General features: G+C 67.3%; 11 protein-coding genes and 1 riboswitch. Of the genes, 9 read left to right on the forward strand and 2 right to left on the reverse strand.

Translation table 11 applies throughout. The features are described from left to right. Positions 1-21 precede the first annotated feature (21 nt). Positions 22-1,239, reverse strand: coding sequence for a histidine-type phosphatase (locus EV283_RS10290; RefSeq protein WP_130324943.1), 1,218 nt, complete (start codon positions 1,237-1,239; stop codon positions 22-24). Positions 1,240-1,363: 124 nt separating this feature from the next. Beyond that, a riboswitch (TPP riboswitch) is annotated at positions 1,364-1,473 on the forward strand. Between the two features lie 56 nt (positions 1,474-1,529). Here EV283_RS10290 and EV283_RS10295 point away from each other — a divergent pair. The 8 genes from EV283_RS10295 to EV283_RS10330 all read left to right on the forward strand — a co-directional run bounded on the left by EV283_RS10295 (position 1,530) and on the right by EV283_RS10330 (position 12,222). Beyond that, positions 1,530-3,833: a TonB-dependent receptor gene (locus EV283_RS10295; RefSeq protein WP_130325122.1), complete on the forward strand. Its 2,304-nt coding sequence runs from the start codon at positions 1,530-1,532 to the stop codon at positions 3,831-3,833. A 1-nt stretch (position 3,834) separates the two neighbouring features. After that, positions 3,835-4,989: a phosphotransferase gene (locus EV283_RS10300; protein ID WP_242615891.1), complete on the forward strand. Its 1,155-nt coding sequence runs from the start codon at positions 3,835-3,837 to the stop codon at positions 4,987-4,989. Then, positions 4,986-5,576, forward strand: a complete 591-nt coding sequence (pnuC, locus tag EV283_RS10305) for a nicotinamide riboside transporter PnuC (RefSeq protein ID WP_130324945.1) — start codon at positions 4,986-4,988, stop codon at positions 5,574-5,576. Before EV283_RS10300 ends, pnuC begins: the two co-directional genes overlap by 4 nt. Before the next feature lie 55 nt (positions 5,577-5,631). Continuing rightward, positions 5,632-7,587: a glycoside hydrolase family 127 protein gene (locus tag EV283_RS10310; RefSeq protein ID WP_130324947.1), complete on the forward strand. Its 1,956-nt coding sequence runs from the start codon at positions 5,632-5,634 to the stop codon at positions 7,585-7,587. Positions 7,588-7,720: 133 nt separating this feature from the next. After that, on the forward strand, positions 7,721-10,393 hold the full coding sequence (locus tag EV283_RS10315; protein WP_207223079.1) for a TonB-dependent receptor: 2,673 nt from the start codon (positions 7,721-7,723) through the stop codon (positions 10,391-10,393). After that, positions 10,393-11,502, forward strand: a complete 1,110-nt coding sequence (locus EV283_RS10320) for a Ca2+-dependent phosphoinositide-specific phospholipase C (protein WP_130324949.1) — start codon at positions 10,393-10,395, stop codon at positions 11,500-11,502. Before EV283_RS10315 ends, EV283_RS10320 begins: the two co-directional genes overlap by 1 nt. 70 nt (positions 11,503-11,572) lie before the next feature. Then, a complete protein-coding gene (locus EV283_RS10325; protein WP_130324951.1) occupies positions 11,573-11,929 on the forward strand; it encodes an ArsC family reductase in 357 nt (118 codons plus the stop codon). An 11-nt stretch (positions 11,930-11,940) separates the two neighbouring features. Beyond that, positions 11,941-12,222 (forward strand): DUF427 domain-containing protein, encoded by a 282-nt coding sequence (locus EV283_RS10330; RefSeq protein ID WP_056418405.1) that lies wholly within the window; start codon positions 11,941-11,943, stop codon positions 12,220-12,222. 54 nt (positions 12,223-12,276) lie between these two features. On the opposite strand, the gene EV283_RS10335 is transcribed toward EV283_RS10330, so the two are convergent. Continuing rightward, on the reverse strand, positions 12,277-13,185 hold the full coding sequence (locus tag EV283_RS10335) for a neutral zinc metallopeptidase (protein WP_130324953.1): 909 nt from the start codon (positions 13,183-13,185) through the stop codon (positions 12,277-12,279). Between the two features lie 103 nt (positions 13,186-13,288). On the opposite strand from EV283_RS10335, the gene EV283_RS10340 reads away from it, so the two are divergent. After that, complete coding sequence (locus EV283_RS10340) at positions 13,289-14,074, forward strand: 3-hydroxybutyrate dehydrogenase (protein ID WP_130324955.1); 786 nt, start codon at positions 13,289-13,291, stop codon at positions 14,072-14,074. Positions 14,075-14,095: the final 21 nt, after the last annotated feature.

The following is a 14,095-nucleotide window of genomic DNA, read 5'->3' on the forward strand; positions in this document are numbered from 1 at the left end:
GATCGCCCGCACCACCCAATCCTATGATGGGCGTGGCACGGCGATCCTCGACCGCAGTAGGGTGACGAAGCGGTCGAGCCGGCAGGGCGATGCACAGCCTGGGATCGTTAGCGGCGTCACGACGACGTCGGCCTTCAACGCGCGGATCGCGGCCAGCGGTTGCACGCGGTAATAGAGCCGGACGAACCGCTCCCCCGATCGCGTATCGCGCAAACGTTCTACCACGAGCGCGCCGCCGGGTGCGACGTCGTTGCGGGCAAAGCCCGGCGCGTCGAGATCGACATGCAGCGCGGCGGCGAGCGCCGTCACATTGGTATCGTGGCCGACCATCACGTCCAGCCGTGGGGCGTTGGGCATGGTAAGGGTGTCGATGATCCGCTGGCTGAGAACCGAGGCCTGGTGCGCCGCCATGTAGGGCGAGCGCGTGAACACATCGAACAACGCGGCGTGCACAGCACCGACCTGCGCGATCGTCGCGGGATCGGCGTGGCCCCATCCGACCTGGCGGCGCGGCATGCCCTCGGCCTCTTCGAGCAGCAGGACCTGCGCTGTCCCCGACGCGGCACGGATCGGCCCCGACAGATCGATGCCGTGCCCATCGGCCGATGCGCGGACGGTCGCTGGCGTGACCGGGCTGCACGGGCCAGCGTCGCAGCCGAGCACGGTGTCGATCCGCGCGAGCGCCGTGCGATGGCGGGCGACGAGCGCGTCCATCCCGCCGGTATGGCGATCGATCGAGGCGATCGCCTCGCGCGGCATGAACGCGGTCGCGCGCGCGGAGAGCGGCTCGAAGATTGGATCGGTCTGGTCGACGGGGCGGTGGCCGACCGCGACGCGACAGCCCGGTGCGAACCCCTGCGCATAGGCGTCTCCGCTCGCGATCGTCCGGCTGGCGGTGTTCGTCCAGATCCGGATCGTGCCCGGCACCGGGCAGCTTGCGAGCCCGAGCGGCGCGAGCCAGCGGCGGTCATACTGCCCGAGCAACCGCATTGCGGCGGCGCCGTGCGGGGTCACCTGTCCTTCGGGGACCGGCCAGGTCGGCCAGGGTTGCGCGGTCCGCGTGGCGTCGGGCACTTCGCCCGCCAGCGGCGCTCGCACGCCGTGCCGCATCAGCATCACGACCCGCTCGAGCCGCAGGTCGCGCGACGCTGGGCGCGCTTGCGTCACGCCGGGAATGATCGACAGCGACAGGGCGAGGGCAGCACGGAAGGCAGCCGAGACCGGACGGAGAGCGGGCATAGAACGGGTCCTGGTTCGATAGAAAGCGTCAGACGCCGATCGCCCCCTAGGCACCGCGGGTGTCACTGACGTGACACCATCGTCGCGATAGCGCTTCCCATCGCCTGTCCAACCACTTAAGCGCCGCGCATCCCCGGGGGGCCGCTGATGCGCGGCTGAGAGGTGGGCTGCAGCCCATGACCCGCTGAACCTGATCCGGCTGATACCGGCGTAGGGAGGGTCTGCGGCTGGCCCGTCGTCCCTCCGATTGGAGTGGACGTGACGTTTTTCAGTATCGGTTTTCGCTCGTGATGTCGGCCTCTTGCAACCGCAGGCGGTCGGCGCGCATTGCATTGACGCTGTCGGCGGCGTTCGTCGCCTCCTCGGCCGGGGCGCAGGTCGCGCCCGATCCGGTCGAACCCGCCGAGATCCGGGTGGTCGGCAAGCCCGATCCCGCCGGGTTTCTGCCCGACCAGAAAGTGCCGCGCGCGCAGAGTGCGATCTCCGCTGACTTCATCGTCAAGCAGGCGCCGACGCTCAATGCGTTCCAGCTCGTCACGTTGCTGCCCGGCGCGAACGTCGCGTCGAGCGATCCCTACGGCCTGTCGACCAGCTCCAGCCTGACGCTGCGCGGCCTAGGCCAGGACGAGATCGGCGTGCTGATGGAAGGCGCGCCGCAGAACGACATCGGCTATTATTACGCCTATCCGTCGCAGTTCGCCGATCCGGAAAATTTGAAGCGCATCTCGATCGCGCAAGGCTCGGTCGATATCGATTCGCCGACGCTGGGTGGCGCGGGCGGTCTGTTGTCGCTTGCGCTCGACGATCCGAAGGCGCGCCCCGGTGCGCTCGTCGACCTGTCGCTCGGCAGCTATGCGGCGCGGCGCGGCTTCGTGCGCATCGACAGCGGCACGATCGGGCAAACCGGGCTGAAGGCCTTCCTGTCCTATTCGAACACCCGCGCGGACAACTGGCGCGGGCCCGGCTTCGACACGCGCCAGCACATCGACGCCAAGATCCTGAACGAATGGGGCGCGGGCAACCGTGCCAGCCTCGCGCTGTCGTATAACGACGCGAACACGTCGAGCTATCCCAGCCCGACGCTCGCCGAGTGGACCGCGCAGGGGCGCGGGTTCAACTATGATGCGCGCTACACCGCGGGGAACACGAACTATTGGCGGCTGTACCGCGCACCGTTCCGCAACCTCTACGCCTCCGCCCCGGTACACCTCGCGCTGAACGACCGGCTCGCGCTCGACACCACCAGCTATCTCCAGTTCGGCTATGGCAACGCGCCTTATGGCACGCAGCTGACGACGGAGGGGAATTTCCTCGGCACCGAGGAACTGGCCCAGCCGCTCGCGCTGCCCGGCGCGGTCGATGGCGTGGCGACCGTGCTCGGCAATTATACCGGCGACCAGATGCGCGCGGGCACCGTCGCCAAGCTGACGCTGAAGACCGGCGCGCACACGCTCACCGCCGGCCTCTGGTTCGATTACGGCACCGACCGGGTCACGCAGTCCTACACGTCGATCGATGCCGAGGGGCAGCCAACCGACCGATGGGGGTATCGCGCAAAGGCGATCCGCACCGCCGACGGCCGCCTGCTCGCCTATGAGAACCAGCGCACCGTCACGGTGACCAAGAGCGTCTTCGTCGCCGACAGCATCGCGCTGACGCCGCGGTTGACGATCGAGGCGGGGTTCAAGGGCGTCAACGTGCTGCGCAACGGCCGGACCTATCTGCCCGGACCGCAGGACACGGTGCGCAAGGACAGCTTCGCCGCGCTGCCTCGCGCCGCGATCCACTACCGGCTCAACGATCGCCAGCAGCTGTTCGCCAACATCACCACCAACTTCCGCACGCCCAACGAATTCACGCTCTACAACAGCTATTATGGCGGCGCGGTCGTGGTGCAGGGGACCAACGACCTCAAGAACGAATATTCGGTCTCGCAGGAGATCGGCTATCGCTTCATCGGCGAGCAGCTCTCCGCGTCGGTGACCGGCTTCCACTACAAGTTCCGCAACCGACAGCTTGCGACCGTGATCGATAATGGCGGGGCGCAGGTCAACACGACGATCAACGCCGGCGGGCAGACCTCGTACGGGGTGGATGCGGAGATCGATTACCGCCCGGTGGCAGGCGTCAGCCTCTACCTGTCGGGCGAATATCTGCGTGCGCGGATCGACGACGACCTGCCCGTCGGTACGGACTTCCTGCCGACCCGCGGCCGCCGCGCGGTGTCCAGCCCGACCGTCCAGTTCGGCGCGGGCGGTACATATGACGACGGCCGGTTCTTCGGCAGCGTGGCGTCCAAATATATCGGCGCGCAATATGCGAGCTTCATGAACGACGAGCGTATCAAGGGCTATGCGACGCTCGACCTGTCGGTCGGCATGCACCTGGCGGAATGGCTCGACGGCAAGCGCACCGACCTGCGCGTCAACGCGATCAACGTCACCGACCCGCACGTCCTCGCGGGCGTCCAGTCGGTCAGCACCAACGCGCAGGACACGATCGGCCGCAACGGCACCGTCATCGCCGGCTCGGCGCCCGCTTATTATGTCGGCAGCGGCGCAGCGGTGATGGCGACGATCTCGCGGGCGTTCTGAGATGGTAGCGACCCCCGCGCGCGTCCCTGAGCCCGAAGACCACCGTGTCCACGGCATGGGCACCGAATGGGAGGCGCCAACCTGGCCGGCGATCACCCCGGACGAAGCCGCCGCGGTGCTCGCGCGCTTTCCGGCGGCGGGGGCGGTGACCGGGCTGCACTGGCATTCGCCGCGGCCATTTTCCGCGGCCACGCTGGTCCAGACGACGCGCGGTGTGCTCCTGCTCAAGCGGCATCATCACCATGTCCGCACGCGCGAGGGGCTCGGCGAGGAGCACGCGTTCATCGCACATCTCGCCGCGTCGGGGCTGTCAGTGCCCGACGTCCTGCGCGCGGCCGACGGCGCGAGTGCCGTGGCGTTCGGCGACTGGTCGTACGAACTGCATCGCCAGTCGCCGGGCGCGGACCTGTACCGCGACCGGCTGTCATGGACGCCGTTCCTGTCGCTCGATCATGCGCATGCTGCCGGGGTGGCGCTTGCGGAATTGCACGTCGCGGCTCGCGGGTTCGATGTGCCGGCGCGTCGCCAGCAGCCGCTGGTCGCAAGCTTCGGCATCGTTCCGGCGGCGGACCCTATCGCGGCGATGAGCGCTTATGTCGCCGCGCGGCCCGCAGTGCGCGCATTCCTCGCGGGTCGGCCGTGGCAGGCGCAGTGTGCGCGGCTGTTCGACCGGGCGGGCGCGGACCTGCCGGCGCTGATGGCGCAGCAGCCGCCGCTATGGACGCACAATGACTGGCATCCGTCCAATCTGCTCTGGCGCGAAGACGGGACGGTGCGGACCGCGATCGATTTCGGGCTCGCGGATCGCACGACCGCGGTCCACGACATCGCCACCGCGATCGAGCGGACGGCGATCCGCTGGCTCGACCTGGGGCAGGGCAACGACGACGCGATCGCCGATCCCGCCTCGGCGCTGGCGCTGCTCGACGGCTATGCGACGATCGTGCCGCTGGGGCAGGCCGATGTCGACGCGGTCGTCCGGCTGCTGCCGCTCGTCCATCTCGAATTCGCGCTGTCGGAGGTCGACTATTTCACCGCCGTCGTCGCCGATCCTGCCTCGGCCGCGATGGCGTGGGACGGCTATCTGATCGCGCATGCCGACTGGTTCTTTGCACCCCCCGGCCAGCGCTTCCTGCGCGGGATAGAGCGAGCATGACCGCGTTCGAGATCGTCGCCGTCGTCGTCAGTTTCGCCGGAATCTGGCTGACGGCATCGCGGCGGATGCTGTGCTGGCCGGTCAGCCTCGTCGCCTGCGCGCTGTACTTCAAGCTGTTCCTCGACGTCCGGCTCTACGCCGACATGGTGCTGCAGGCGCTGTTCGGGATCGCCATCCTCTATGGCTGGATCGCCTGGGCGCGCGGCAAGGACGATGCCGGCGAAGTCGTCGTCGCGCCGCTGCGGCCGCTGCGCGCGCTGCTGGGCTTGGCGGCGGGCGCGGCGGGGGCGGTGGCGATCGGGTGGTTCACCAGCCACTATACCGATGCCGCGCTGCCCTGGATGGATGCGGGGCTCAGCAGCTTCAGCCTCGTCGCGCAATATTGGACCGCGCGCCGCCATGCCGAGAGCTGGCTGCTGTGGATCGGAGTCGATACGCTGTATGTCGGGATGTTCCTGGTCAAAGGGCTCGCCCCGACCGCGGGGCTGTATGCGGCGATGATCGTGCTGGCGGTGCTCGGCTATAGGCAATGGCGACGCGCTTCGATCGGTGCTCCGCGAACAGGAGCCGGCGACCCAGTTGCCTGACGGCAGCGAGCATGCTCTACTCGGACAAATATAAAATGTCGAAGAGGATGCCGCGATGCCCGACCCCTGCCAGTGCGGTCCTTCGCGTCGTCATGTCCTGACCGGCGTTGGCAAGGCGGCGTTGCTCACGGGCATGCTGGCCGGGTCTGCGGGCGCCTATGCCGCAGCGCCCGACGCTGCCCCGCAGATCCCGGTCGCGGCGCTCAAGCCCTTCGACCTGGCCGACGTGACGCTGGGCGAGGGGCCGTTCCTGCAGGCGGAGCGCAAGACGTCAGCCTATCTGCTCGCCCTCGAACCCGACCGGATGCTCCACAATTTCCGCGTGAACGCAGGGTTGCCGCCCAAGGCGCGCGTCTATGGCGGGTGGGAGTCGGATCCGGTCTGGGCGGACATCAACTGCCAGGGGCATACGCTCGGCCATTATCTGTCCGCCTGCGCGCTCGCCTATCGCTCGACGGGGGACCGGCGGTTCAAGGCGAGGATCGAACATATCGCGCGCGAGCTCGCCGCGTGCCAGGCGGCGTCGGGTAGTGGGCTGGTCTGTGCGTTTCCCGACGGCGCCGCCGTGGTGGCGGCGCATCTGCGCGGCGCGCCGATCACCGGGGTTCCCTGGTACACGCTGCACAAGGTCTTTGCGGGGCTGCGCGATGCCACGCTGCTGGCGGACAGCGACACTGCGCGCACCGTCCTGCTGCGGCTCGCCGACTGGGCTGTGGTCGCGAGCCGCCCGCTCGACGCGGCGCAGTTCGAGACGATGCTCGATACCGAGCATGGCGGCATGAACGAGGTGTTCGCAGACCTGTACGCGATGACCGGCAGCGCCGACTATGCCGTCATGGCGGAGCGGTTCTCGCACAAGGCGATCCTGGCGCCGCTGGCGCGGAGCCGCGATCATCTCGACGGGCTGCATGCCAATACGCAGGTGCCGAAGATCATCGGCTTTCAACGCGTGTGGGAGATCACGGGGAAGCCCGACTATCGCGACGCCGCTGCGTTCTTCTGGAAGACGGTGGCGCTGACCCGGTCGTTCGCGACCGGCGGGCATGGCGACAACGAGCATTTCTTTCCGGTCGCGGAGTTCGCCAGCCACGTCTTCTCGGCGAAGGGATCCGAGACCTGCTGCCAGCACAACATGCTCAAGCTCACGCGCGCGCTGTTCCTGCACGATCCGCAGGCGCACTATGCCGATTACTACGAGCGGACGCTGTATAACGGCATCCTCGCATCGCAGGATCCGGATACGGGCATGGCGACGTATTTCCAGGGCGCGCGGCCCGGCTATATGAAGCTGTACCACACCCCCGAGACGGCGTTCTGGTGCTGCACCGGCACGGGGATGGAGAACCACGTCAAATATCGCGATTCGATCTATTTCCACGACGATCGCGCGCTGTACGTCAACGCGTTCGTGCCCTCGGCCGTCCGGTGGAGGGACCGCGACGCGGTGCTGACGCAGACGACGACGTTCCCCGATGAGCCCGTGACGAGGCTGCGATGGACGGTGAAGCGGCCGACCGACGTCGTGCTGAAGCTGCGGCATCCCGGCTGGAGCCGTGCCGCGATCGTGCTGGTCAACGGGGTCGAGGTCCTGCGGTCGACCGCGCCCGGCCGTTACCTCGATATCGCGCGCGTCTGGCGGAACGACGACGTGGTGGAACTCCGCCTGGACATGCATCCGGTCGCCGAGCGCTTGCCGGGGGCGCCCAACATCGTTGCGTTCACGGTGGGGCCGCTGGTGCTGGCGGGCGCGTTCGGGCGGGACGGGCTGGCGCCGGGTACGGACATCATCGTCAACGAACGCAAATATGGCGAGTATAATGCGGGGCTATTCGCGACGCCCAAGCTGGCGGGCGATCCCGAGGCACTGGCCGGCGCGATCCGCGCGGGCGACCGGCCGCTCGAGTTCACCATCCCTTCTGCCAGTGGCCAGCCGGTGCGGCTGATCCCGTATCACCGCATCGCGCATGACCGCTACGCGACCTATTGGGACGTGGCGTCCGCAGCAACTTGATCTCCCGCGCCGGACCGGCTGGATCACAATATTACGCTACGTAACGCGACTGTCTCGGAACGTTCGTCCAAATGACGCGGATGATACCTAGTGGCGCCGGGAGTGGCGGCGTTGCCACCGGGGAATATCATCGATGCATATGGGTAAAGGTCTGTTGCTGGCCTCGGTTTCGCTCGTTCTGACATCCGGCGGCATCGCCGCGCAGGCGCAGGATCGCCCCACGACGACCCCCGCGACGCCTGCCTCCGCCACCACCGCGACCACCGACGAAACCGGCGAGATCGTCGTCACGGGCAGCTACGCCCGCAGCCTGCGCGCCGCGACCGAGACCAAGCGTCTCGCGGCGTACGGCGTCGACTCGATCAGCTCGACCGACATCGGCAAGTTCCCGACGCAGAACGTCGCCGAGGCGCTGCAGATGGTCCCCGGCGTGACGATCACGCGGCCGCGCGGCGAGGGGCTGTATGTCAGCGTGCGCGGGCTGGGGCCGCAGTTCCAGACCACCTTGCTCAACGGCAGCCCGGTCGCGCTGAACGACCTGATCGAGAATGGCGGCGCGAACGGTCGCCAGTTCCGGTTCGAGATGCTCCCCGCCGAGTTCACCTCGAGCATCGACGTCGTCAAGACGCCGACCGCGAACATGACCGAGGGCGCGCTGGGCGGCAATATCGACGTCAAGACGTTCCACCCGCTCGACGTCGGCAACAAGACGACGCTCAACCTGCGCGGCACCTATACGAGCCAGACCGACAAGGTGAAGCCGAACGCGACGGTCATCACCAGCGCGACCAACGCGAGCGGCACGTTCGGCATCCTGGCGGGCGCGCAATATTGGCAGAAGGCGGTCCGCAACGATCGCTTCCTCAATTTCGGGTGGAACCTCAACAAGTTCACCGCCCCCGCCTCCGGTGGGCTCGCCGCCGGCCTCTACACGCCGACGCGCACGCGGCCGACGATCGAGACGGAGGATCGCAAGCGCATTTCGGGCATGGTGTCCGCGCAGTGGAAGCCGAACGCCGAGTTCGAGACGACGCTCGACATTCTCGCGACCCGGCTCGACGTCGCCTATGACGAATTCGGGCTCGACATCTATCCCGACGATGCGAGCGTGGCGGGGCATCGTCCGGTGATCGTCCCCGGCAGCGTCAAGCTCGACGGCGATACGGTGGTCGCCGCGACGATCAACGACGTGCGCTTCATGGCGTCGCGCGAATACAGCCTCAACCGCCACGACCTGCTCAATATCGGGCTGCGACAGACCTGGGACTCGGACGCCTGGCATGCGTCGGGCGCGGTGAACTGGTCGAGCGCGCACAGCTATCACCCGAACTATAACGAGGGCACGGTGCGCAGTCGCGCGATGTTCTTCGCGCCGCTGACCTATGACGGATCGGCCGGGTACAAGACGATCCCGACCTTCACGACGCCGGTCGACGCGACCAATCCCGCCAATTACCAGCTATACCAGTTCAATATCGCGCCCAAGGACAGCAAGGACTGGGACTTCTATACGCGCGCCGATCTGTCGCATGATTTCGACGGGTTCGTCACCAAGCTGGCGGCGGGGGGCGAGTATCACTGGCGCAAGCGCGACTATTTCCGGCGCGACTTCAACGTCACCCCGGCCGCCAACACGCCGCTCTCGTCGCTGGGGGCGGGCGCCTACGAACAGCTGCCGTACGACGATTTCCTGAAAGGCGTGGCGGGCAACACGGTGCGCCAGTTCCTCGTCCCCGTGACGCAGGCTTATCTCGACGCGTTCTTCACGCCTGCGGTCCAGGGATCGCCGCTGACCGCGGGCGATCTCCGCTCGTCGTTCGTCGTGAAGGAGAAGATCTGGGGCGCCTATGCCCGCGCCGATTACGGCTTCGACGTCGGCGCGGTGCCGGTCACGGGCAATATCGGCGTGCGCTACGTCCATACCGATCAGGTCGCGAGCGGGACGCTGACGACGGGCAATGTCGCGACGCCGGCAAGCTTTCCCAAGACGTTCAACAACTGGCTGCCGAGCTTCAACCTGCGCGCCGAGCTGACGCACGACCTGGTCGGGCGCCTCGCCGCGAGCCGCGTGCTGACGCGCCCCAACGTCACCGACAGCGCGCCGCGGATCACCGTGTCGACCGACGCGCCGACCGCGAGCGGTGGCAACCCGCAGCTGGTGCCGTTCCTGGCCACGCAGTTCGACGGATCGCTCGAATGGTATTTCAACCGCGCAGGGTCGCTGACGGGCGCGGTGTTCTACAAGGCGATGGACGATTACATCACGCAGCAGAACGTCAATATCGACATCCCCGGTCGCGGCACGGTGCTGCTGTCGACGCAGGTGAACGGCGGCGACGCGAAGGTCTACGGCGTCGAGGCGGCGTATAACCAGGTGCTCACCTTCCTGCCCGCGCCGTTCGACGGGCTTGGGCTTCAGGCGTCGTATACGCACACCTCGGTCAAGGCGAGCTACACCGCGGGCGCGCGGCCGATCCGAGACGAACTGATCGGGCTGTCGAAGAACAGCGCCAATATCACCGGCTTCTACGAGAAGGGGCCGATCTCCACCCGGCTCTCCTATGTGTGGCGTGACCGGTATCTGTCGGGCACCGGCAGCACGACGCAGGCACCGGTCTATACCGCGCCGTTCGGATCGCTCGACGGCAACATCTCGGTCAAGGCGAGCGACCGCGTGACGGTCAGCCTGGAGGCGATCAACCTGTCGGGCGCGCATCTCTACACCTATAACGACAAGGACGTGCGGTTCGGCGAGATCAACTATTGGGGCCGGACCGTGCTGTTCGGCGTGCGGGCGGAATTCTAATGCGGATCGCACACATCGCGCTGCTCGCCGCGCTGTCGATCAGCGGCTCGACCCAGGCCGCCAAGCCTGATGGCGCGCCGGCCCGGATGAACGAGGTCCAGGTCGTCGGTTCGCATAACAGCTTCAAGGCCAAGATCCCGGATGCGGTAATGGCCGAGCTCAGGCGGCGCGATCCGAAGACCGCGGCGGCGCTCGATTATTATCATCTGCCGCTCGACGCGCAGCTCGACCGTGGCGTGCGGCAGATCGAGATCGACATTTTTGCCGATCCCAAGGGCGGGCGTTATGCCGATCCGAAGGGCGAACGCCTCGCACAGGCGGCAGGCGAGACGACCGCGTTCGACCGGACGGCGATGCTGCGACCGGGGTACAAGGTGTTCCACGTCCCCGACATCGATTACATCTCGACCTGCGTGACGCTGCAGCGGTGCCTCGGCGTGGTCGATGCATGGTCGCGCGCGCATCCGCGGCACCTGCCGATCATGATCACGATCAACGCCGCCGATACGCAGGCCTCGGCGCAGGTCGCGGCCCCGTTGCCGCTCGACGATGCCGCGCTGCTCGATGCACTCGATGGTGAGATCCGGCAGGCGATACCGGGGCGGCGGCTGATCGTTCCGGACGAGGTCCGGGGCAGGGCGGCAACGCTGTCCGCAGCGATCCACGAGTCCGGCTGGCCGACGCTGGAGGCCGCGCGCGGGCGGATCTACGTCCTGTTCGACGTCCGTCCCGCGGTCTCCAACGCCTATCGTGCGGGGCATCCGTCGCTGCGCGGGCGCGCGATGTTCGGCTGGTATCCGGATGGCGAGCCCGAAAGCGCGATCCAGATCGTCCAGGATCCACTCGTCGACGCCGCCAGGATCCGCGCCTGGGTGGAGGCCGGCGTGATCGTCCGCACGCGGACCGACGCCAACACCGTTGAAGCGCGCACGCACGACCTGACCAAGGCGAAGGCGGCAGCCGACAGCGGCGCGCAGGCGGTCAGCACCGACTATTATCCGGGCGCGCCCGATCCGCAGGCGTTCGGTTTCGCGGTCACGCTTCCTGGTAGTGCGATGGCGCGGTGCAACCCGGTACTGGTGGCGACGCCGTGCTCGGTCGCACCCTGACTGCCGCTGCCGCGCTCTCGCCACCCCTCCGATGACCGTCTAAGCGTCGGCGATCATGGAGGATGAACGCGTGACGGTCGAACTATACGGAATTCCGAACTGCGACACGATGAAGAAGGCGCGGACCTGGCTCGACGCGCACGGCGTCGCGTACGCCTTTCATGACTACAAGAAAGAGGGCGTCGCGGAGGATAGGCTGCGGCACTGGGTCGGCATCGCGGGCTGGGAAGTGGTGCTCAACCGCAGCGGCACGACGTTCCGCAAGCTGCCCGAGTCCGAGCGCATCGATCTGGACGCCGACCGTGCGGTCGCGCTGATGCTGGCGCAGCCGTCGATGATCAAGCGCCCCGTGCTCGAAGCGGGGGAGGCACTGCTGGTAGGGTTCACGCCCGAGCGGTATGACGCAGCGGGGCTGGGTCACGCTTGAAGGAGATTGGAATGCCTGTCGCTACATGGAATGGCCACGAGATCGCCCGGTCTGACGATACGGTCGTGGTCGAGGGCAATCATTATTTCCCCGCGGACAGCATCGACGCGGCGCTACTCGAGGATAGCGCGACTCACTCGAACTGCCCGTGGAAGGGCGTCGCGAGCTACAAGACGCTGGTCGTCGACGGAAAGCGCAACGTCGATGCGGTCTGGTATTACCCCACCCCGAAATCCGCGGCGGCGGAGATCGAGGGACGCTATGCCTTCTGGAAGGGCGTGACGGTCGCCTGAACCGGTATAGGGCCGACGATCCTACCTCACCCGAGGTAGGATCGCCGGGTCAAATCAGACTGCGCCCGAGAATGTGTCGCACTGCGCAGGGTCGCCACTGTCCAGCCCGCGCTTCAACCACGACTGGCGTTGTGCCGACGATCCGTGCGTGAAGCTGTCGGGCACCACGCGGCCCTGCGATTGCTTCTGCAGCGTATCGTCGCCGATCGCCTGCGCGGCGGTCATGCCCTCCTCGATATCGCCGGCCTCGAGCCGCGACCGGTTCGCCGCCGCCCAGACGCCCGCATAGCAATCCGCCTGGAGTTCAAGCTTCACCGACAGCGCATTGCCCTCGGTCTCACTGGCCTGGCGCTGCGCCTGCTGGACCTGTGCGTTGGTGCCGAGCAGCTTCTGGATGTGATGGCCGAACTCGTGCGCGATCACGTAATCCTGCGCGAAGTCGCCATTGGCCTTGAAGCGAGTCGAGAGCTCGTTGAAGAAGCTCGTGTCGAGATAGATGCCCTGGTCGGTCGGGCAATAGAATGGCCCCATCGCCGACTGTGCCGCGCCGCAACCCGAGCGGCCGTTGCCGTCGAAGAAGACGAGCTTGGGCGCTTCGAAACGCTGGCCGTTCTTCTGGAAGATCGCTTCCCAGGTGTTGTCCGCCGAGCTGAACGCGTTGCACGCGGCCTTGCTCTCGGGCGTCAGGTTGCAGCTCGATGTCGTGTCGGTGCCAGCGCGCGGCGAGCCGCTCTGCGTGGTCGGGGCGGAGGACTGGCCGCCACCGAGCAGCCCGCCGAGCCCGCCCATGCCGCCGAACACCGCCATCAGGATCAGCACGACGACGATGCCGCCGCACCCGAAGCGGCTGCCGATCATCGGCAACAGCCCCATCAGCAGACCGCCGCCAAAGCCGCCGCCGCCGCCGCCCGAGCCGCGCTGGTCCTCGACGTTGATATTCGGATCGTAATCGTCGAGCCGCATGAAAATGCCCCTTTTCGTTTTTGCTTGGGAACGAAATGCGCAAGGTGGCGCTAGAGTTGCACGGCAGCGCGATCAGCTGCGCCAAAGCGATGGGGGAGTGCGCATGTTCCTGAAGGGCAAGACCGCGGTCATCACCGGATCCACCTCGGGGATCGGACTGGCCTATGCCAGGGCGTTCGCGGCCGAAGGCGCCGCGGTGGTGCTCAACGGCTTTGGCGATGCAGCGGCGATCGAGGCCGATCGTGCGGCGCTCGCGCAGACCAGCGGTGCGGCGGCGCTGTACGATCCGGCCGACATGACGAAGCCCGATCAGATCGCCGCGATGGTCGCGCGCGCCGCGTCGGAAACCGGCAGCGTCGATATCGTCGTCAACAACGCGGGCATCCAGCACGTCGCCGGGATCGCGGACTTCCCGGTCGACCGGTTCGACGCGATCATCGCGATCAACCTCTCCTCCGCCTGGCACATGATGCGCGCCGCGGTGCCGCACATGCGCGCGGCGGGCTGGGGGCGGATCATCTCGACCGCGTCCGCGCATTCGCTGGTCGCGAGCCCGAACAAGTCCGCCTATGTCATGGCCAAGCACGCGATCGCCGGGCTGACCAAGACGATCGCGCTGGAGACCGCGACCGACGGCATCACCGTCAACTGCATCTCGCCCGGCTATGTCTGGACGCCGCTGGTCGAGAACCAGATCCCCGACACGATGACGGCGCGCGGCCTCACTCGCGATCAGGTGATGAACGACGTGCTGCTCGCGGCGCAACCGACCAAGGCATTCGTCACGCCCGAACAGGTCGCGGCGTTCGCGCTGTTCCTGTGCCGCGACGAGGCCAAGGCGATCACCGGCGCGAACCTGTCGATGGACGGCGGCTGGACGGCCGCCTGAATATCCGCGTTTTTGTACAGA

Source organism: Sphingomonas sp. BK036 (genome assembly GCF_004216825.1).
Lineage (GTDB): Bacteria > Pseudomonadota > Alphaproteobacteria > Sphingomonadales > Sphingomonadaceae > Sphingomonas.